Raw genomic sequence first — 18014 nt, 5'->3', positions numbered from 1 at the left:
TCTTGAGGTAACTATATGGAAAGTCTATTAAATCGTTTATATGCCGCGTTAGGCCTGGATGCGCCAGAAGATGAGCCACTGCTCATCATTGATGATGGAATACAGGTTTATTTTAATGAATCCGATCATACACTGGAAATGTGCTGTCCCTTTATGCCATTGCCTGACGACACTCTAACTTTGCAGCATTTTTTACGTCTTAACTACGCCCGCACCGTCACTATCGGCGCTGACGCAGACAATACTGCTTTAGTGGCGCTTTATCGCTTGCCGCAAACCAGTACCGAAGAAGAGGCGCTCACTGGTTTTGAATTATTCATTTCAAACGTGAAGCAATTAAAAGAGCGTTATGCATAATTAACACGTCACATGCTTTTTTAATGAGATAAAACGCAATACGTATGCCCTTTACAAGAGACAAGGCCAGAATCTTTGGTGGAAATGTAAGGGGCAAACGTTCCTCTCTCTCATTTTGCTCTGTTTGCGGGAGCATTTTTAGTGTGTAAGTATTCCTGCTCATCAGGTTTTTACGCCATCTACGCGCATTTATTCTGCTATAAGTTGAAATACTGCAAAAAATATTAGTGCTTATTATTTTTTCTTTAAGTAAATTTTCGTTCAACAAACTCAATTGTTTGTTCAATAATGATGAAGCGTGAGTTATGCTGGAAATGAAGGAAGCCAATAGCAAGGATAATCTGATTATTCACGGGTGATATTATGAGACATCGTATATTTTTACCATTGCTTCTGGTGTTGTCGGCTACAGCCTTTTCGGCATCGGCGATGGCTGCCAGTGATTCCCCTCCACCACCAGATAATACAAAACACGCCTCCCGTGGCTGGCCACCAGACCCCGAAGCATTGATTCGCCCACCCTGGTGTGACAACTGGCCATCAGATATAGAGAAACCAGATTTTTGGTGTCAAGTATGTGGTTGTTAATTTTTTACAGAAAGCTATAACAACCATATCAGAACTGAGAGTATTTCTGATCATTATGTTTCATCAGTTCCTGATGAACTGAATATGACTTCAGGCTGGCGTGTTTTATTAACGTCAGCCTGATTTTTTACAACATCATATTACTGACTTACAGGCGCAGCTAGTGCGTTCTATATCTAAGCTGGTGATTGTAACGACCCCGACAGTACTTCTGCTTCACCGTTATGGCAGAAATCATCGCCTCTTGTCAGATGCCAGACACCTACTCATACTCAACCAAAGCTCTAAATACAAAAATCACCTTATATCTTTTTTTATTATTCCTTGTATAAATGTGACTTGACTCACACCTATAAGGAATCGACTCACTTCCATAAGAAGGAATCAAAATGCCAATAACTAACGCGTCCCCAGAAAATATATTAAGATATTTGCATGCGGCCGGTACCGGTACGAAAGAAGCAATGAAAAGTGCAACTTCACCACGCGGTGTACTTGAATGGCTTGTCAATTTTTTTACCTGTGGTGGAGTAAGAAGAAGCAATGAAAGATGCTTTCGGGAGGTAATTGGAAAACTGACCACATCATTATTATATGTAAATAAAGATGCGTTCTTCGATGGTAATAAAATATTTCTGGAGGATGTCAACGGGTGTACTATATGTCTGTCATGTGGAGCAGCATCCGAAAATACGGATCCCATGGTCATTATTGAAGTGAACAAAAATGGAAAAACTGTAATGGATAACGTTGATAGTGAGAGATTTTGGAATGTATGTCGAATGTTAAAGCTGATGAGTAAACATAATATACAACAGCCTGATTCACTTATAACCGAGGATGGTTTTCTGAACCTGCGCGGAGTAAACCTGGCTTATAAAGATTTCCAGGGGGAAGATTTGTCAGAAATAGATGCTTCTGATGCAGATTTCCGTGAAACAAATCTTTCTAATGTAAATTTAGTTGGTGCAATTTTGTGTTGTGCAAATCTACACGCTGTAAATCTAATGGGTTCAAACATGACTAAAGCAAACCTGACTCACGCAGACCTGACTTGCGCTAACATGTCCGGTGTAAACTTAACCGCTGCAATTCTATTCGGCTCAGACTTAACTGACACCAAATTAAATGGTGCAAAATTAGATAAGATAGCTCTAACTTTAGCGAAAGCATTAACAGGAGCCGATCTGACAGGTAGTCAACATACCCCTACTCCACTCCCGGATTACAATGATGAAACTCTTTTCCCCCATCCGATATTTTAGTCGAGATAAAGGGATTTTATAAACAAGAAGTATTCAAACAGAAGCCCCCCTTGTTTTATTAAATAAACCCCGCCCCTAAGTTTCATTATAAGTAACATTTTCAGCGTATTACTTGTTGGCTTTGTCTGAATCATAGCGTTATCTGTATGTGGCACATTAACTAAAAACACTATTATTGTTTAATTTAAATAATTCATAATTGTAGTCAGGAAATAAGAAGTTATGCTTCCGGTCACCTACAGATTAATACCTCAAAGCGGAGTATCCACATATGGATTAAATACCGCAGATACACCTGTTTTCCCCGATATTCCCGAACATGCACCAAACCCCTCACGGCTACGCCTTGCTCATGACAGCCTTGCCATAAACAGTGAATTCCGTCTGGAGCCAGAGTGTGTGGTGGAGTACCTTATCTCAGGCGCGGGTGGAATAGACCCTGATACAGAAATTGATGACGACACTTATGACGAATGCTACGATGAACTATCCTCCGTACTTCAAAATGCGTATACCCAAAGCGAAACATTCCGCAGACTGATGAATTACGCATATGAAAAAGAACTACATGATGTGGAGCAGCGCTGGCTACTGGGGGCAGGCGAAGCCTTTGAAACTACCGTGGCTCAGGAACACTTCAAACTTTCAGAAGGCAGGAAAGTTATTTGTCTCAATCTGGACGATTCTGATGATTCATATACCGAACATTATGAAAGTAACGAAGGACCACAACTTTTTGACACAAAACGTTCATTTATTCATGAAGTTGTACATGCACTGACCCATCTTCAGGATAAAGAAGAAAATCATCCAAGAGGCCCTGTTGTCGAATATACCAACATTATTCTGAAAGAGATGGGGCATCCTTCACCTCCCAGAATGGTCTACATCTTCAATAAATAGACACATCGGGAAACGAAAAGAAACTAAAGACTCGCGTAGTCCGTTTTTTCGGGAAATATTCTAACAGTATTTTCTAACTATATTCTAAGCACCAAAAAAACAAAGGGGCTACCTTTCGGTAACCCCTTGTTTAATCTGGCGGAAGCGCAGAGATTCGAACTCTGGAACCCTTTCGGGTCGCCGGTTTTCAAGACCGGAAAAAATTCATTTATTATCATGTAGTTATAGTAAATAGAAAGAATACTACTTTATTTCAACATTCAGCAAAAACAAAAAGTTAGCTCCTATCAAACAAACAATATTCTTTCCAGTTAGGCATATCCACTTGACTACACTTACACAACCATCGAATAATAAACTGTACAAAAAAACAGTATCGGATAACTATATGACCAGTAAAGATTCCAACGTCAGCAGCGTTCCTGAACTGACAGATTTTGAAGTGAGCTATTCACTTCTCACGAACGAGGTCTATCTATCCACCTCATTTACAGATAACATGGACTGTATACCAAACTGGCCCTTACAAGAATTTCCGGATCAACTAATATGCATCTCTCGAGCAAAAGCTGTTGCCCTAATCGAAGAACTCCAGAAGGCCATCAACTATATGGATGCAGGAATAGATCGAAGTTCAGGTAGTCTTCTCCAGTAGCTGACGCGTTTTATAATAATTTGATATATATCGTTCAATATTAGTGAGTATTTATAATGGGTGAATTTAGTAATCTTTTAAATAGCATCCCTGGATGGTTATCCTCCTCCCTCACGGCCCTAGTTGGCACTCTTATTGGCGGATGGTTTACCCTAAAAGGAGTTACCCAACAAGCTAAGCTTTCTAAAGTAGAGACAGAAAGAGAATCCCTTGAATTGCAGCTTTCGGTATTAAAAGGAGTTAAGGGAGAAGTTTTCACCCTAATCAATTTATATAACAAAAGGATGAAAACACACGTTGATAATATCAAACCCGGACAGATGTTAATTCTCACGTTCCCTGTAGGGGATGATAATTTCACATTCTATGAGCAAAATGCGAATGTTATTGCAAAACTAAATGATTCTGCAAGAGACTCAATAATTAATATTTACACATATTCACGTTCATTAATACAATCATTTAAAGGAAACAACAAGCTCATTGAGGATTATGAAAAAATCCTTATTGGTATGGCTGACAATAACAATGATAAAACCATGTATAAGAGATTACATGATGCAAAAATAGATGTAATGGTAGATTATGCTCAAGGGATAAAAAATATTGATGCAGAACTTAGAGATGCAGTCAATAAGGGATTTAACATTATTGACCAAGAAGTAAAGTCACTACAAATGAAATTAAACAAATTAGCTTCATAGAAAGGTTCCACTCCCTGATCAAGATTTTTACAAGCTTATCAGCTAGCCGCAGCACGTTGCATACGGTATGTCTGCGGTTTCATTTTCTCCTGCAGGAAATTTTCTGTACAGCGTCGACAGTCCCACATCATAAATAATCGCTACCTGCTGTCGCGGAACTCCTGCCCCAATCAGGCACCCGGCCTGCGCCCCCAGTGTGTGGTGGGGGGCAGTAAGAATTTGAAGAGCATATGAACTCACTCTCATATGAATTATTTTCCATAGAAGATATAATATAATACTGCTTATTATTTTTATATAAAGTAAATATATTCTAAATGTTTTTTATTTATTTACCAGATTGTAATAAATTACGTTTAATATATGTAATAAAGGATGTTGTAACAGTAAGGATAGTGGGTCACTACTTAACAGGTGATATTATGAAATACGTTAAGAACATATTTTTAGTCCTGTCCTTTGCATTGTCGGCTGCAGCCTTCTCGACATCTGTCATGGCCGCCAGCGATTCAAAAACACCTCCAGGCAACACAAAATCTACGCCGGGAGGAGACTTTGACATCTCAAAAATACCAAACCCATTCGCTCAACGCCCCAAATGGTGCGATAACTGGCCAGAAGATATACTTAAACCTCCATATTTTTACCAAGTTTGTGGTTTTAATTGATTGTATATTTGGTTACGATGACTGTCATTTCTTCTTGAGCGAGTTTTCATTTAAGGCTACCGTATGACGTTATGGTAGCCTTAATTTCCAAAACAAATTATTCCTAGTTTGCTGACATCTCCGGCCAGTCAGGATTTGACGTATCCACCCGGTTTACCAGCACCCTGTATTTTTTCCACTCGTCGAGGTGCGCTTTCTCATCCTCCATTACCATTAATGACAGTATTTTGCTCTTTCCCGTACATCCCCCGTCCGAATAACCTTACCGCGTAGTACATGATTATGCGTTTCCACTTCGGCACGCCCAGCACCGTCATCCCGTCGAGGAAGATTTTGTCGGCTTCTTTTTTTGTTCGTAGCGCGTTGTCATACATCCAGTCGTGAATAATGGCCGCCTTGGCGTATTTGCCGTCTGGCGGGAGAATTGTCCAGAAGATACGCGGGATGGTGGCGAGGTCGGTGACGAAACCAGCCGGCCCCTCAATAACATCGCTGTTGTCATCGCTCAGGTAAAACTCAAACGGTTCGTATACCCGCCATCTGTAGTGCTCCAGCATCTCCAGAATCGCGGGGGTGGTAAATTTACTCATTGACAGGATCCGGCAGAAAGTGAAAAAAATGTACTCGGTTAGTCCAATGACTTTATATTCACTGCTTGAAACCTCGTTGGCTGCTTTCTCGCAGAAGCAGCCTCTTTTTTTATTCGGGCCAGCCCACGGCGTAATCCTTAATCGCCTTATAGTCCGTTAATTTGTCCACTTCCTCTTTCATCTGCCGCTGTCGCATATGAATCTGCAGACCTTTGGTGAACATGGCCTGGTCAATGGCGTCGCTGAGGTTCAGCAGCTCGCCCGCTGTCATCGGCACGTCGTTATTATCGGCGTCCGTCCAGATAAAACCGTCCGGTAATTTATTCTGTTTCGCCATCTGAACGGAGAGGCTTAATCTCTCCTGCATCGCTTTGCCGTAGTCCCAGTTATGATTGTTAAACCGGAATACATAATTCATATTCTCCTGAATATTACGCCAGTCGTTAATTTCGGCATGTTTCTGAATAAGCGCGGTATTCAAATCTGCCACCCACTGACCGTTTTCGAATTTATCTATCGGTGATGCAGGGGCCTGTGTGGTGGTGTTTTCCGGTAGCGGGCCGGGTTCTGAAATATAAATCGGGTTGCCGGTTGTCGTATCGTATACCGTTTTTCCACGGTGGTCTTCGAACAGGCTCCACGTCTGGGTTTCAGCGTCAAATACAGCAATATGACTGGCCGGATAAACCAGCCAGTAGTCGTTACTTGAATTATCCATATACCACAAAATTACTTGTTTACGCGGCAATTAATCCCTTTGGTTAATAAAAGTTATTTCGTTTACCAGCATATTTTACCCCATGGTAGTTCTGGGATTTCTATATCTGCCGGCCAGATTTTACACCACGGAAACGAAAGGCCAGGAAATCCTTTATTACCGCTTTCAGTGGCCATTGCAGATGAAGAAAATGCTATGGCCGATATAGCAAAAACCAGCGCTAACAATACACTGTTAAGTTTATTCATAAGATCACCCACATAATTGATAGCTATGCTTCATCCTTAACTTTTACCGCAATCCTTTTATCAGGATAAAGCAGAAAAGAAAGTTTTCCTTGAATATCTCTTGATTGTTAAGTATATATTTACTTTAAAAGTAAATAATAAGTACAATAAATTTTCTTTTCTAAAGAAAATTTACTTATATCTTAGTGACTTCGTACAGATACCTGAGCCGAATTAACACCTAAAAACTAGCAAGTCAGTAGTAGTCATTACTGTGGTAATGCAGGCCACTGTATTTTATTAAAGGTGGCCTCGTCTGAAATTCCTGTTAAATCCAGTGATTTAAGTCCCTTGATATACGACATCCATTTAGTCAGGGTGGCCTTATCGTCGTCACTGATTTCACCCAGCGCCAGTTCCGTTCGCCAGTCGGCAATGATGCTGTTAGCTCCATCCAGTAGTTTCTGCCGGGTGGTTTCGGCCTTAGCCTGATAGTCAACGGGAACAGCCAGAACAGTGCCGTTCGAATATTTCCAGTCGCCATAGATATTAAATCCGGCTGGTAGTTTATTGACCTCAACAACCGAAAAACCTGCCGGATAAAGGCGCGATACATCTTCGGCTACAGAACGTATTATATTTTCGGAGTCAATGCACAGCTTATATTTTTTGGTGAATTTACTCAGTGATTCGTAAAAGTCCTGACCATCTTCACTACGAAAATACAGAAAGTTATTATCGTAGTCCTGGTCGTCAGGAATGTATCTGGTTACGTTTTTTAATTCCATTATATTCACCTAAATTATCCATTAATTGTACGCCAGCCATTACCCACCCACATTTGTAGCGGTCTATACGCAAATGTCACACCGTATGCTGTTGTTGGGTCATGTCTGGCCTGTGTTAAAAAGCAACCAGCAGGCGCTTCTGCTGGTCCATATTCATCTACTTTGCCAGGCCATACAGGAGCACCGCGCTGGATATTCTGGACATAACGATTATCTGATTCGCCTTTTGTATATACGTTTCCTGATGTTAAATAACGGGCGTCAAAATTGCTGTAATTAGCAGGGTAAATATTGCCGTTTACACTCAGTTCGATACCGCCGTCTTGTCGTCTCTGGCTGTAGAAATGCCAGCCCTGATCGTCACTCAGTTCAATGACCGTTGGGCGGTCTGTGCCATTTCCCCACAGACTGAAACCGGCGTTCATCGCGGAGTTGTTACCACTCGATAACGTCAGTGTTTTTCCGTTGCCGGCACGTAAGATACCATTAGTGAGAACATCAACTGACATGTGCAGCCCGGAGTTGTCGATATAACCGACCAGGGCATTATTGGCATAAAGGCCTAAAACGCCGTCACTGTGCCACTTAATCCCGGTATCGTTATCACCGAGCACAATAGAATTACCGCCCAGCGCATTATCAGTACCAATACCTAACGAACCGTTAAGCCGTCCCCCGGTAATCGGCAATGCACCCACATCACCGGCTGAAGGTTTATTTGCGGTGTTGTAGTCAATAACCCACGGGCGGCTGGTATTCGGTACCGTTCCCCAGTCCTGGCGCTTTGCGTTCGCGCCCATATGCGCGTAATAGTGCTGAAACCAGACTTCCCCGATTTTCTCAACAAACATATATCCATAGCTGTACAGCTTGCTGCCATCCGGATAGGTGGGAAAATCAGTGACCGTATCAGAATTCGACACAGCCACCCGCCACCATCCAGGTATATTAGCTGATGCCATCGTGCCGTTATCGGTAATTTCTCCAACAGCATCGGCGGAAATAGCCTTCACATCTGACGCCCACAGGTTGATATCACCGGACAGCGGTTTGTTGTTAACCCTGCGCGTCGCCGGAACGGCATTTTTTGCCAGATTTATCGTTTCTCCTAAACCGAGGTATGTGAGAATATCCGCAACGCTGGTTTTTCCGATGATGTCGCGCCCAACAGAAGTAAGATCAGTCTGTCCGGCGGTATCATTTCCCGTGAAATACGGGAGTTTATCTGCACCGGTAGCCAGACCAGCGAGCGCCGTCAGCGTGGCATCAAGAGTCTGAAAATCCTTACCGAACGCAGCGGACATTTTGGCGATAAAGCCGCTCAGGTCACCATCATCGAGTACATCCTGCCCGCTCTTGCTGGCTGTGTACTGTGCCAGCGCTGCAGCGATGAAGCTCGCCTGACGCAGCGCTTTATTTACCTGTGCACTTGATGCCTTGCCCGCAGTAAAACCAGACAGGAGAGCCGGCAGCGCCTCCCAGTCAGGCTGCGATGTAACATTAGCACCCTTGCCCGTCGCAAACGGTTTAAAATCATTTTTAGCCATCAGAGTAATGTCCCCCATGAACCGGCATCAAACCCGCTGATATATTCGTTATCCATATCAAACCCAAAAAACCTGTTTCCTTCAGAAGGCGTTTCCACCGAAGGAATTTCAATACTTCCGCCCCATACACCAGCGGCCTTTACCGTCAGATACCCTTGTCGTATCGCAGCAATAAGTTCGAGAGAGACCGCTGAAATATCTGTTTCAGGGAAAACCCAGATACCGATGGTCATATCCTGGTTATCGACGATCTGCATCTTCAGGCCGGAACCGTCCAGAGCGGCGTCAAGAATGGGAGCCAGCGAGTCGTTTCTTCCGTCCCAGTTGTTAATTGCTGTCTTCGTTTTTAGAACGATGCGATAGGTTTCATCGCTCAACGAGGTATAACCCGAATCCGGATCATATGGCCCCTGCCAGACGCCCTGGTCATATCCGAGTCCGTCAGTGTCCCAGCTGAAATAGACACCGCTTATTGGCTGGCTTACAACCCGGCTTAACCCTATCCACTGGCCGAGAATATCGAGTTGTACTCCTGCCGCATGATCAATATCAAAAGCGTTTATGAGTCCCTTCATTGCGGCTGAGGTTTCAGCTAACGGCCTGGTCACTAAATCGATGTGTTCAACGAATTTAGGTTTTGTCGCATGATAGTTGGTGATTAAGTCCGTATATTTGCTCATGCCGCCACCGTAATAATGATATTTTCCGGCTTACAGGAGGCTGATTCGTCGTAAGCAATATTAATATTCGCCGCGGCAACGGTTTCAGGAGATTTGCCGATCAGCAGCTCCTGAATATCGTAATAGCGTGCATTTCCACCACTGACGACCCCAAGGTTAGCAGGAGAATAAATCCGGCTCAGCAGTACCTGGTCACCAATCATCAGTCTGTTAATGTAATCCGCAACAGCCTGCTGAATCTGCACACCTATCTGAGAGGTGTACCCGGCAAAAACTGATAAGGTGATTTTTCCGTAAACAGGGACATCAGTTGGTCGCGAAAAACTGATTATGTGAGGATTGCCATATTTATCCGGTACGGTTACGGATGTTTTTCCCCAAGTCCGGACCCCCTGCCCTTTATTTCCCCGGATGGTCCTGGCTATTTCGGTCACATCGCCACCATCAACAATGGCCGAGATGGAATGCGGAGGGAGCCCGTTACCGTCAGTCTTTCCTGTATCATTTTCATAGAGCTTGTGGCGCGTCACACCAGCAATATTAGCGATCGCCCCGTCCACACCTTCAAATGGTGTGATGGATGGTATCGCGACACTCTGCCCCTGCCTGATGCGCAGTTCTGCGTCCGTTTCTGCAGGTGCGCCAACGGTGGCCGCTGCCGGGTTGGTTACCGACGTCCAGCCACGGGTCGGTGTATTGATAGTGGTAATCGTCCCGGCAGGAGCTGCAACCGCTCCGCCTTTGGAACAGATTGCAGTTGCCGTCACGGTGCCATCAACACCAATCACCACTGAATCCGGAAGACGCCAGATCACGTTATTGGTGTCTTTCACGGTGCCGTTCGTAATGATTGTTCCTGCGGTGCCAGTGAACAGTAAATCCACGGTAGAGTTCGTTGCACCTTTGCGCGCGATACCGTTAATTTTCACGTTACTGGTCAGCGCTGCGCCGTAACCCGTAGCAGGTGAGAAGCAGTTATAGACGGCAATGGCTGTGTTATTGGCATCGTGAATAGCAAGCGCCACCAGCGCCACCATCTGGCCGTCTTTGCTGTCCGGCTCCAGATAAGCGTCACTGCCATAAATCTGCTGGAAATAGCTCGTCAGGGTATCGAGTATCGTCTGGTAATCAGGCGCACTGATCCCCTCAGCGGTTACCGTTGCCGATAAGCCGAGTGTGTCCAAATTGAGGGCCATTTATGCCTCGCTGGTTACTGTCGTTGTTCCGTAGATAGTGTCGATTTCAGCGAAGAACTGGACGCGGCGCGTCGAGATGTTCACTGTCGTATTGAAAGAGAGAATGGATTTAACGCCCCGCGTTTCGAGGATACGCTTGCGGATCGCCAGATTATAGGTTTCCGGCTTTTGCTTACCGAGCACAGACTGAATCCATGGTGTTCCCTCTGTCTTATCGAGGAACCACTGCCCGTACCACAATGCGAATCGTGTTTTTACCGCCTGCGCGACAGCTTCTGGCGAGTTAATCAGCCAGGTATCATCGCCACTACCAAAAGTGTAATCATCTTCGCCGTCTTCACGTCTGTACCGCATTAGTTCACCTCATCTGTATTGCTTCCACCGTGTTGAACGCCGCCATGCGTATGGGTATTGTCAATCACCTTGCCGTTCGCTTTCACACTACCGATAAACTCAACAGCACCGGTGATTTTTGATGCAACGCCAGAAACAACGGACCCTACCATGCCGCCCAGCCAGGACAGCAGCCCATGAATGGTAACTTTCGCCGAGAAGTCGGCCAGCGGGGTAACTACATCCAGACCGCCAGGCGCTACGATTTTAATTTTTTGCGTAGAGGGATTGAGCTCAAAGAACGTACTTCCGTCGTCGCTACGGAGCTGCGCGGCGCTGGTGCTGATACCGCTAATTTTCTGCGCCTGCGACTGCGGGCCGACGATACAGAAAGCATCCGATAAATCATGCACCCGGTCATCGACAGGCTCTTGCACCCCGCCGTTCTGCCACCAGAAATCGATGCAGCGATCGGCGAAAATCACCAGGCATTCATCACCGGCTTTCACCGGGAACGTTAGCGTGCAGCCGCCGCCGCGCGGAAACACCACCGGCACATCCACCAGCAGCGGGTAATTTTTGGTAATGCGGTTCCCGTCGTTATCCGTTTCAACCGAACGAATAGCAGGCTGCACAACCGCCGTAACCGCGCCGGGATCGAATGACTGAATAATTCCGGGCAAAGCGACGCGGATCTGGTTCTTTGTGGTTTCCCGCTCAGATTTGAATGTTTCGGCAAGGTCGCCACTGCGGGTCTGGTCAGATACTGCCATTTGGTAGAGCTCCAGAAAGCACAAAACCCGCCGAATGGCAGGTTACTGAACAAATATCAGGGTGTTTAATGCGTATTTAATGGATATATTGCAACGGTATTTTCAATAAGGAAAAACCATGCTTAATCATGAAGATCCACGAACAGCTTTAATTGATTTTTTGAAAAGCATTCCGCAAAACCTAAGAATAGATGAATACCTCTTCATTATTCTCATGTGTTGCGGTGAAAACCCGCCGGAGGATTTAGACGATTTCGAACCAATCGTTGAGAAATATTTAAGCCGAACAGGATACGCTGGCTTTGGCGCTGTTATTTGCACCATAGCCATACTGGAGCGTAGGTTATCAAGTGTAATGTTAAAACTGGAACGAGCTGAGGAGTCGTTGAAAGCATTATCTAATAAGAACGCTGATTTCTCTCAATATCCGCTGCTAAGCATGCCTCTGAAAAAGCGGCAATATGCTCAGGTTGTTGAGCGCTGGAGAGCTCTCTTACACGGTGCGCTATCTGCTGAAAACCTTGCTTATTTCGAACAAAATCCGCAAGCGTTATCACTGGTGACAAAAGAATAAAATCCCGGACCTCTTCATCTGTCATTTGCAAACCCTCATAAGTTTGAGTGTAAGAAAGAATCATCCTGCTTAAGTGCCTGCCTTCAATCAGGCACTTTCTTACACGGAAATGATCCAATGATCCTCGGCGCGTCCATGCTGTTCTGCAGCAGTTGGACGTTAAGGAAAGCTTTTCCGTTACGCTTCACAAACTCAAAGCCGTAATTGTTGCCATCACGGGAAGGCATCAGGCCCATGTCCATTTTCATGTTTGAGTAATCACCATCTTTTCCCAGAAATTTGATTTTCTGAGATGTGACAGTCTCACCGTTAATAACAGTCATTCCGTCACCGGTCATTGTGTAATTGCCGCACTGAATTGCAGCCATCGCCGGTGCAGTAACCATCATTGCTAACGCCAAACAGAACCGTTTCATTGAAGCCCTCTTTCCCTCGCTGATGAGGAAACAAGATCCGCCGCGCCACGCGCTTCGCACATCATGTCCATGTACCACGCCTGGCCCCTTGTATCACCAGTATACATAATGCCTTTCACAACATAAACGCCATCCGTTGCGATGCTGGCAGGCTGCGCCGTGGTGCCGCTGAGTGTGATATTGCCGTCAGTGTTCTGGTCGGTGATACGGCCACCAGTCATAGCAATATCGTTGTTCGACAATGCAGTACGATACACCGAAGCCTGATCCAGTTGAATTAGCCCGTTAACCCGGATGTTCGGGTTAATCAGCGCGCGGACGTTAACGCCATTACCGATGGTCTGCTGAGGCATGCCGATCAGCCCGGTGGCGCTGTTGAGCACAATCGCGTCGTGCATGTATTCACCTTCGGGCAGCATATTAAGCTGACCATCCACGAACTGCCAGGTGGCGCCGCACTGAGCAGCAACGTTATCCATAAGATGCCGTGTCATGCCAAACAGCGCACGTCCGCGCGGGAAAACAGTCGGGGGGAATACCGGAGTGCGACCAACGGTCGCGCCTTTGGCTTCGAAGTCTTTCATCAACAGCCTGAACATATCTTCTGTCGTGTAACCCGCTGCCAGCGTCTGATTGGTAATGCTGGTGGCAAATGCCAGATCCGTATCGGCGGCCTGAATCAGGACGTAGGAGTCAATGGGACTGTCTTTTCCTGTGACCGAGTAGCGAATTTCCCCACTAAAAATCAGTCCGTAGTTGCGCCCGTCGCTCTGGCCCACCGTGTCGGCGTCGACTTCCCGCGCAATGCCGACATCGCTGGCTGCCACCTCCGGCGCGATACCGTCGTAACCGGCAATCAGCCGCACTTTCGAAAACTCCTGGCCGGTGATGCGGTTCACCGTATCAGCTGACAGGTTGTAGATTTTGAACGTTCCCACCCGGGACGCGCTGCTGATGTTGAACCAGTCGATCGTAAAGGTCACTTTAAAATCGCTGAGTTGAATACCCTGTCCGTTTTCGCCCACGAGCTGCAGCTCGAAATGCCTCATCCAGTTCTGTGACATGCTTACTCCGTTAATACCAGTAAATGACTGCGACCGCCCAGGTCGGTTTTCGTCGGATAATCCTGTGTACTGTCGTCACACATCACCACCAGCTTAAAACCCAGTCCCATGTATGCGTACTGTGCCAGCAGGTCGGCGCCAGTGACCAAAGGAATGCCGGAGATTTCCGGCTCCCCCCTGTCGTTCTGCAGGTCCATGATCCAGTACAGGTCACGCCAGATGATGCGAATCCGCCACGTGATACCCGCCAGGATGATGCTGAACTGCTGGTTATCCGCGGTCAGCGGAATTTCCTGAATAGTCATTAACCCAGCCCCAGAAAAGCCGCACCACTCTGCAATAAAGAAGTGCTGGGCGGTTTAGTTGTTTTGGTTCCGGTATTGAGGACTGGCGACGTGCTGGCCCCGTCCTTCATGTCGGTTTTATCCGCGACGGTTACCTGCTGCGTCTGCGAGATGAGAACCTCCCTCAGGGTGAGGACGGCGGACAAGACATTTTCGGTCGTCCTGTCGGTCGTCACCTCCAGTGTGCGGATCAGCATGTTGCTGTACAGCCGTTTGCCGGTCACCACATCGAAGGGAATACGGCTTTCCTGCAAGTCGAGTATCTCCTGATACGTCTGCTGAGGACTCAGGCCCAGTAAGCTGGTGGCCGTCAGGTTACTGGCAAAATCCAGCAACGATCCGCCACCAGCGAAACCGACCTCCATCACCACTTCAGACGGTTTTTTGTAGGCATGGTCAGCGATGGCGGCACCGACCTCGACAGGGTGCTCTGTTATCTCTAGCGTGTCGGTGTGCTTCTCTGAAACAACCACACTGGGGATAAGCACCCCAATTCTCCTGGACTGCTGATGAAAGAGAGTAGAGAGAATATCCATTAACCCACCTTCGTTTGATTGCCGCGCATGAGCTGGGCATTTGCAGACTGCTGCCGACGTTCTACCTGATTCCCCACGGAGTGCGGATCACCACCACCGTAAATGTGATAGGTGTTCTGTTGCTGGACCTGAGCTCCGGGTGCGGGCATGTTGCTTAATACCTTCGGAATGTAGTTGCGGGTTTCCTGAGGCATAAGGGCCATCCCGTGTTTCTGTACATTCCCGATCCCCCAGTTATATGACGCCAGCGCCTTGCTCAGGTCACCGCCATTCGCCCGCAGCAACTGTGAAAGATATTTTGCTGCAGCCTGCGCAGCCTTCTCCGGATCGAAAACATCATTCCCGCGCAGCCCCATATCTCGTGCAGTGCCGTCCATAAACTGAAACAGGCCTTTAGCGCCGGCGCCGGAAACTGCAAACTGATTCCCGCCTGATTCAGTGATGGCCACGCTGCGCAGCAAACCTTCCGGAAGCCGGTATAGGTGTTCCAGATTGGTTAGCATCGGCTGCATCCATCCCAGCAGCTCAGCGCCAGCTTTTGTTGGTTGTGGCCGCTTAACTGACTGTCCGTGTTGTTCAGGGTCATCACCCCCAAACCAGCCGCGAACCGTTCGGCCTACGCTGCGGGGATCGAATCCCCAGTGCTCTTTAATCCAGTCAGCGGAACTGTTGGCGCTGTCGGTCACCATCGGCATTGCTGACGGGTTTTCACCGCCCTGATTCAGCATCCGTTTTCCGATGCTGGCGGCATCGGCCCAGCGACCGTCTTTAATGGCGTTGAGCAGGTCGGCGATCATATTCAGCATCTTGCTGAACTCGCCCATCTGATCAATGAAGTTGCTGAAATCCCACTTCAGGGACCATGACTTGGGGTCAATGTTGAGCAGCTTCGCCAGCGCTTTCGCCAGGTCATTAATGGCCCCCTGCAGGTCATGGACCATCTTCAGCGCGGCGTCGACTTCTGGTTTCCATTTGCCCCAGTCAATCAGGCTCTTACCGCCTTCCTTCCAGGTCCTGTAATCCTCCCAGAGTAACGCGATACCGGCGGTCAGCGCGGTAATCAGGCCAATCGGCGACATCCAGAACGTACTGTTCAGAATGCGCAGCGCAATCGTCAGCGCGCCAAACAGCGAGATCAGATCCCGCGTTTGCTTGTCGAGTGATTTCCACCAGGTAATAAGGTCTGACGTCCCCTCAATAAGCCGGAAGAACAGCCGCCCGATGATGTCCCCGAGCGCCAGAATGCCTTTTATGGCTTTCGTCAGGGTCTGCTCGATGCGCGGAAAGTTATCCAGGATGTGGCGGCGCAGCGTGTCCAGCGAACCCGCCAGACCACCAGCAAGATTCGAGCCGATTTTGTCACGGGCCATGCCTGCCATCGCGCCGAACTCGCGCAGGGAGGTCATGAATTTGTTGGAGGAAACAGCGGCCTGTTGAGAGTCGTAACCGATGGCCTTCGCCATCGCGCTGTACTGCCCGGAGAATCCCCCCATACCCCGACGCATCGCCATAAGGGTATTTTCGTCAATGCCCAGCATCTGCGCATACTGGTTAGCGCGGTAATACGGCATGCTGCTGAGCTTCTGGCCGACGCCCGTAAAAATAGCAGCCATGTCGCGCATGTTCCCGCTGGCGTCACGAGTCTGTACACCCAGGCGGTTAAGAAATCCCTCCGCGCCGGGGTTGTTACGTACAAATCGTGAGAGGCTTTCCAGCGAGCTCCGCGCCGCGTCCACGCTGCCACCCACCTGCGAAACTGCGTAGCCAATCGACTGAATCCCCAGAACCGTCGCGCCGGTGCGTTGAGATGCCCAGTAAAGGTTATCCAGACCGGAGGCAATTTTCGCCGTAAACGCAACAACGGACAGCGCCGCACCTTCCACCGCCAGCCCTGTTTTTATGGCATTTGCGGTGACGCCAGCAAGAACAGATTCAAATTTCTCGTATCCGGCTTCATCAATACCAAAGCCAAGGGAGACGAGAAAATCTTTAATAGTCTCAGCGTTCATTATCCTCTCTCCATTTCTCAATACGGCGCTGGTTGTCAGCCTTAACGGCCAGATGGTCATTCATCAGCGCGATATCGCACAGATCGACAGACCCATCCTTCAGCGCGTAATAAGGGATTAACCCGGCATCAACCGGGTCAAGGAGATAAGACAGCCCGTCAGGCAGGCTGTTGAGGGTTAGCCCTGAGGATGGCCCGGCGTCGCGCTGGTAGGGCTCACGGGCAAAAAATTTCCCAGCGAATCGGCGACCACCCGCGCCACCAGCTGGAGCATGGTCAGCAGGTCGATATCGTCAAACATCAACTGCCCGCTGCTAAATACTGGCGTCCATCCGTCCATATGCTTACGTGAAACCACAGACAGACACGGATGAATAATCGCGTTGGTGTCTTCTTCGGTCAGGGAAGACAGTTCCTCAGCGATACGCGGCAGCAGGGTTTCAAACACCGGTTTCAGTTGATCAAATTTCACGGTGTCGATTTTGCCATCCGCAGGCAGAAGGGAACGAATGCTCCCGAAATCTGACATCATGCCCGCCAGTACCGGCAGCAGCTTACGGGTCACTTTCAGCTGGTCAAAAACGCTGAGTTTTGCCACGCGGTAATCGTGGCCTTTGACTGAACATTCCATCTGTTAAAACTCTCCGAGTACCTGGTCGATTTTGCCGCAGTCAAACACCCAGGGCATCGTATTACCGGCTTTAGCATTGGCGTTATCCGGCTGTTTCTGGAATGCCACGCTGCGCGCCGTGATGATGTCTCCGCTCACCTTGTTTCGGATCACAATGACGTTGTTTCCCCAGGTTCCTGAGGACTGACTCTGCGCGTTGTACGCCAGCGACAGCTTTTTGTTTGTCGGCGAGGTCTTAAGCAGGTTGACGGTTACCGTACCGCTCTTGTCTGCGTGAAGGCTGTTCATCACTTCGCCGTCAGCGCCGATTGTCATGGTGTTTTTAGGACCGGCCATAGCAACAGTGATCCCTTCCTCGGAGCTGGCGGAGCCGTAACCCAGATCAATTACACCAGTCGGACCAGAAATGGACGCTGTGACGTCCGTAAAAGAATAAGTAGCCATTCATT

Annotated in this window: 26 protein-coding genes and 2 pseudogenes; 8 read left to right on the top strand and 20 right to left on the bottom strand. The window is 47.6% G+C overall.

Going from position 1 to position 18014, the window contains the following annotated elements; all coding sequences use genetic code 11:
• The first annotated feature begins 15 nt into the window (after positions 1-15).
• Positions 16-357, top strand: coding sequence for a type III secretion system chaperone SigE (gene sigE, locus NA986_RS18110; protein WP_023216401.1), 342 nt, complete (start codon positions 16-18; stop codon positions 355-357).
• On the opposite strand, the gene NA986_RS18105 is transcribed toward sigE, so the two are convergent.
• The gene (locus NA986_RS18105) at positions 317-685 is read right to left on the bottom strand and encodes a hypothetical protein (RefSeq protein ID WP_077957233.1); all 369 of its coding nucleotides are present in this window, start codon (positions 683-685) and stop codon (positions 317-319) included. The genes sigE and NA986_RS18105 overlap by 41 nt on opposite strands.
• 35 nt (positions 686-720) lie before the next feature.
• Here NA986_RS18105 and NA986_RS18100 point away from each other — a divergent pair, with 35 nt between their 5' ends.
• From NA986_RS18100 to NA986_RS18080, 5 genes are all read left to right on the top strand, one after another.
• Entirely contained in the window at positions 721-945 is a 225-nt protein-coding gene (locus tag NA986_RS18100) for a PagK family vesicle-borne virulence factor (protein ID WP_109138299.1), read from the top strand.
• A 389-nt stretch (positions 946-1334) separates the two neighbouring features.
• On the top strand, positions 1335-2210 hold the full coding sequence (pipB, locus tag NA986_RS18095) for an SPI-2 type III secretion system effector PipB (protein ID WP_023216400.1): 876 nt from the start codon (positions 1335-1337) through the stop codon (positions 2208-2210).
• A gap of 222 nt (positions 2211-2432) precedes the next feature.
• Complete coding sequence (gene pipA / locus NA986_RS18090; RefSeq protein ID WP_000938180.1) at positions 2433-3113, top strand: type III secretion system effector protease PipA; 681 nt, start codon at positions 2433-2435, stop codon at positions 3111-3113.
• Positions 3114-3501: 388 nt separating this feature from the next.
• A complete protein-coding gene (locus tag NA986_RS18085) occupies positions 3502-3768 on the top strand; it encodes a hypothetical protein (RefSeq protein ID WP_001670820.1) in 267 nt (88 codons plus the stop codon).
• Between the two features lie 56 nt (positions 3769-3824).
• Positions 3825-4472 carry a hypothetical protein gene (locus NA986_RS18080; RefSeq protein WP_000503667.1) on the top strand — a complete coding sequence of 216 codons (648 nt, stop codon included), beginning with the start codon at positions 3825-3827 and terminating at the stop codon, positions 4470-4472.
• 42 nt (positions 4473-4514) lie between these two features.
• Here NA986_RS18080 and NA986_RS18075 read toward each other — a convergent pair.
• Positions 4515-4661: pseudogene (locus NA986_RS18075) on the bottom strand (helix-turn-helix domain-containing protein); the annotation flags it as partial.
• A 233-nt stretch (positions 4662-4894) separates the two neighbouring features.
• On the opposite strand from NA986_RS18075, the gene NA986_RS18070 reads away from it, so the two are divergent.
• Positions 4895-5140 (top strand): PagK family vesicle-borne virulence factor, encoded by a 246-nt coding sequence (locus tag NA986_RS18070; RefSeq protein ID WP_127913510.1) that lies wholly within the window; start codon positions 4895-4897, stop codon positions 5138-5140.
• A gap of 103 nt (positions 5141-5243) precedes the next feature.
• On the opposite strand, the pseudogene NA986_RS18065 reads toward NA986_RS18070, so the two are convergent.
• From NA986_RS18065 to NA986_RS18020, 10 genes and pseudogenes are all read right to left on the bottom strand, one after another.
• A pseudogene (locus tag NA986_RS18065) lies at positions 5244-5345 on the bottom strand (tail fiber assembly protein); the annotation flags it as partial.
• Complete coding sequence (locus NA986_RS18060) at positions 5338-5730, bottom strand: DUF1353 domain-containing protein (protein WP_000033280.1); 393 nt, start codon at positions 5728-5730, stop codon at positions 5338-5340. The pseudogene NA986_RS18065 and the gene NA986_RS18060, both read right to left, overlap by 8 nt.
• A 109-nt stretch (positions 5731-5839) precedes the next feature.
• Positions 5840-6448: a DUF4376 domain-containing protein gene (locus tag NA986_RS18055; RefSeq protein ID WP_000370530.1), complete on the bottom strand. Its 609-nt coding sequence runs from the start codon at positions 6446-6448 to the stop codon at positions 5840-5842.
• A 62-nt stretch (positions 6449-6510) separates the two neighbouring features.
• Positions 6511-6696, bottom strand: coding sequence for a PagK family vesicle-borne virulence factor (locus NA986_RS18050; protein ID WP_071786695.1), 186 nt, complete (start codon positions 6694-6696; stop codon positions 6511-6513).
• A 248-nt stretch (positions 6697-6944) separates the two neighbouring features.
• Positions 6945-7463, bottom strand: a complete 519-nt coding sequence (locus NA986_RS18045) for a tail fiber assembly protein (protein ID WP_000421108.1) — start codon at positions 7461-7463, stop codon at positions 6945-6947.
• Between the two features lie 14 nt (positions 7464-7477).
• Positions 7478-9010: a hypothetical protein gene (locus NA986_RS18040; RefSeq protein WP_060647010.1), complete on the bottom strand. Its 1533-nt coding sequence runs from the start codon at positions 9008-9010 to the stop codon at positions 7478-7480.
• The gene (locus NA986_RS18035; protein WP_000049939.1) at positions 9010-9690 is read right to left on the bottom strand and encodes a DUF2612 domain-containing protein; all 681 of its coding nucleotides are present in this window, start codon (positions 9688-9690) and stop codon (positions 9010-9012) included. The genes NA986_RS18040 and NA986_RS18035 overlap by 1 nt, the downstream gene beginning before the upstream one ends.
• Positions 9687-10886 carry a baseplate J/gp47 family protein gene (locus NA986_RS18030; RefSeq protein ID WP_001197089.1) on the bottom strand — a complete coding sequence of 400 codons (1200 nt, stop codon included), beginning with the start codon at positions 10884-10886 and terminating at the stop codon, positions 9687-9689. The genes NA986_RS18035 and NA986_RS18030 overlap by 4 nt, the downstream gene beginning before the upstream one ends.
• Positions 10887-11240 (bottom strand): hypothetical protein, encoded by a 354-nt coding sequence (locus tag NA986_RS18025; protein WP_060647008.1) that lies wholly within the window; start codon positions 11238-11240, stop codon positions 10887-10889.
• On the bottom strand, positions 11240-11992 hold the full coding sequence (locus NA986_RS18020; protein ID WP_000301078.1) for a Gp138 family membrane-puncturing spike protein: 753 nt from the start codon (positions 11990-11992) through the stop codon (positions 11240-11242). The genes NA986_RS18025 and NA986_RS18020 overlap by 1 nt, the downstream gene beginning before the upstream one ends.
• 118 nt (positions 11993-12110) lie before the next feature.
• On the opposite strand from NA986_RS18020, the gene NA986_RS18015 reads away from it, so the two are divergent.
• Entirely contained in the window at positions 12111-12566 is a 456-nt protein-coding gene (locus NA986_RS18015) for a hypothetical protein (RefSeq protein ID WP_000931859.1), read from the top strand.
• Positions 12567-12649: 83 nt separating this feature from the next.
• On the opposite strand, the gene NA986_RS18010 is transcribed toward NA986_RS18015, so the two are convergent.
• The 8 genes from NA986_RS18010 to NA986_RS17975 are packed head-to-tail and all read right to left on the bottom strand — an operon-like array spanning position 12650 to position 18009.
• Entirely contained in the window at positions 12650-12982 is a 333-nt protein-coding gene (locus NA986_RS18010; RefSeq protein WP_000819157.1) for a hypothetical protein, read from the bottom strand.
• Complete coding sequence (locus tag NA986_RS18005; RefSeq protein WP_000081749.1) at positions 12979-14046, bottom strand: hypothetical protein; 1068 nt, start codon at positions 14044-14046, stop codon at positions 12979-12981. The genes NA986_RS18010 and NA986_RS18005 overlap by 4 nt, the downstream gene beginning before the upstream one ends.
• Positions 14047-14048: 2 nt before the next feature.
• Positions 14049-14351 carry a phage baseplate plug family protein gene (locus tag NA986_RS18000; protein ID WP_060647006.1) on the bottom strand — a complete coding sequence of 101 codons (303 nt, stop codon included), beginning with the start codon at positions 14349-14351 and terminating at the stop codon, positions 14049-14051.
• Positions 14351-14926 carry a phage baseplate protein gene (locus NA986_RS17995; RefSeq protein WP_060647005.1) on the bottom strand — a complete coding sequence of 192 codons (576 nt, stop codon included), beginning with the start codon at positions 14924-14926 and terminating at the stop codon, positions 14351-14353. Before NA986_RS17995 ends, NA986_RS18000 begins: the two co-directional genes overlap by 1 nt.
• Positions 14926-16935 carry a transglycosylase SLT domain-containing protein gene (locus NA986_RS17990; protein WP_000990866.1) on the bottom strand — a complete coding sequence of 670 codons (2010 nt, stop codon included), beginning with the start codon at positions 16933-16935 and terminating at the stop codon, positions 14926-14928. The genes NA986_RS17995 and NA986_RS17990 overlap by 1 nt, the downstream gene beginning before the upstream one ends.
• Complete coding sequence (locus NA986_RS17985; protein ID WP_023229521.1) at positions 16925-17089, bottom strand: DUF6889 family protein; 165 nt, start codon at positions 17087-17089, stop codon at positions 16925-16927. Before NA986_RS17985 ends, NA986_RS17990 begins: the two co-directional genes overlap by 11 nt.
• Positions 17090-17112: 23 nt before the next feature.
• Positions 17113-17565, bottom strand: coding sequence for a phage tail assembly chaperone (locus NA986_RS17980; protein WP_000389049.1), 453 nt, complete (start codon positions 17563-17565; stop codon positions 17113-17115).
• A 3-nt stretch (positions 17566-17568) separates the two neighbouring features.
• Entirely contained in the window at positions 17569-18009 is a 441-nt protein-coding gene (locus NA986_RS17975; RefSeq protein ID WP_000257262.1) for a phage structural protein, read from the bottom strand.
• Positions 18010-18014: the final 5 nt, after the last annotated feature.

The organism is Salmonella sp. NW177 (genome assembly GCF_051811585.1).
Classification (GTDB): Bacteria; Pseudomonadota; Gammaproteobacteria; order Enterobacterales; family Enterobacteriaceae; genus Salmonella; species Salmonella enterica.
This window is presented reverse-complemented; position numbering and strand designations above follow the sequence as displayed.

Bases quoted from the DNA above. Each gene is read 5' to 3' on its own strand.
- NA986_RS18040 (WP_060647010.1), bottom strand. From the start codon at position 9,010: ATGGCTAAAAATGATTTTAAACCGTTTGCGACGGGCAAGGGTGCTAAT.
- NA986_RS18020 (WP_000301078.1), bottom strand. From the start codon at position 11,992: ATGGCAGTATCTGACCAGACCCGCAGTGGCGACCTTGCCGAAACATTC.
- NA986_RS18030 (WP_001197089.1), bottom strand. From the start codon at position 10,886: ATGGCCCTCAATTTGGACACACTCGGCTTATCGGCAACGGTAACCGCT.
- NA986_RS18050 (WP_071786695.1), bottom strand. From the start codon at position 6,696: ATGAATAAACTTAACAGTGTATTGTTAGCGCTGGTTTTTGCTATATCG.
- NA986_RS18005 (WP_000081749.1), bottom strand. From the start codon at position 14,046: ATGTCACAGAACTGGATGAGGCATTTCGAGCTGCAGCTCGTGGGCGAA.
- NA986_RS18025 (WP_060647008.1), bottom strand. From the start codon at position 11,240: ATGCGGTACAGACGTGAAGACGGCGAAGATGATTACACTTTTGGTAGT.
- pipB (WP_023216400.1), top strand. From the start codon at position 1,335: ATGCCAATAACTAACGCGTCCCCAGAAAATATATTAAGATATTTGCAT.
- NA986_RS17975 (WP_000257262.1), bottom strand. From the start codon at position 18,009: ATGGCTACTTATTCTTTTACGGACGTCACAGCGTCCATTTCTGGTCCG.
- NA986_RS18010 (WP_000819157.1), bottom strand. From the start codon at position 12,982: ATGAAACGGTTCTGTTTGGCGTTAGCAATGATGGTTACTGCACCGGCG.
- NA986_RS18035 (WP_000049939.1), bottom strand. From the start codon at position 9,690: ATGAGCAAATATACGGACTTAATCACCAACTATCATGCGACAAAACCT.
- NA986_RS18085 (WP_001670820.1), top strand. From the start codon at position 3,502: ATGACCAGTAAAGATTCCAACGTCAGCAGCGTTCCTGAACTGACAGAT.
- NA986_RS18080 (WP_000503667.1), top strand. From the start codon at position 3,825: ATGGGTGAATTTAGTAATCTTTTAAATAGCATCCCTGGATGGTTATCC.
- NA986_RS17995 (WP_060647005.1), bottom strand. From the start codon at position 14,926: ATGGATATTCTCTCTACTCTCTTTCATCAGCAGTCCAGGAGAATTGGG.
- sigE (WP_023216401.1), top strand. From the start codon at position 16: ATGGAAAGTCTATTAAATCGTTTATATGCCGCGTTAGGCCTGGATGCG.
- NA986_RS17980 (WP_000389049.1), bottom strand. From the start codon at position 17,565: ATGGAATGTTCAGTCAAAGGCCACGATTACCGCGTGGCAAAACTCAGC.
- NA986_RS18070 (WP_127913510.1), top strand. From the start codon at position 4,895: ATGAAATACGTTAAGAACATATTTTTAGTCCTGTCCTTTGCATTGTCG.
- NA986_RS18015 (WP_000931859.1), top strand. From the start codon at position 12,111: ATGCTTAATCATGAAGATCCACGAACAGCTTTAATTGATTTTTTGAAA.
- NA986_RS17990 (WP_000990866.1), bottom strand. From the start codon at position 16,935: ATGAACGCTGAGACTATTAAAGATTTTCTCGTCTCCCTTGGCTTTGGT.
- NA986_RS18000 (WP_060647006.1), bottom strand. From the start codon at position 14,351: ATGACTATTCAGGAAATTCCGCTGACCGCGGATAACCAGCAGTTCAGC.
- NA986_RS18045 (WP_000421108.1), bottom strand. From the start codon at position 7,463: ATGGAATTAAAAAACGTAACCAGATACATTCCTGACGACCAGGACTAC.
- pipA (WP_000938180.1), top strand. From the start codon at position 2,433: ATGCTTCCGGTCACCTACAGATTAATACCTCAAAGCGGAGTATCCACA.
- NA986_RS18055 (WP_000370530.1), bottom strand. From the start codon at position 6,448: ATGGATAATTCAAGTAACGACTACTGGCTGGTTTATCCGGCCAGTCAT.
- NA986_RS18060 (WP_000033280.1), bottom strand. From the start codon at position 5,730: ATGAGTAAATTTACCACCCCCGCGATTCTGGAGATGCTGGAGCACTAC.
- NA986_RS18100 (WP_109138299.1), top strand. From the start codon at position 721: ATGAGACATCGTATATTTTTACCATTGCTTCTGGTGTTGTCGGCTACA.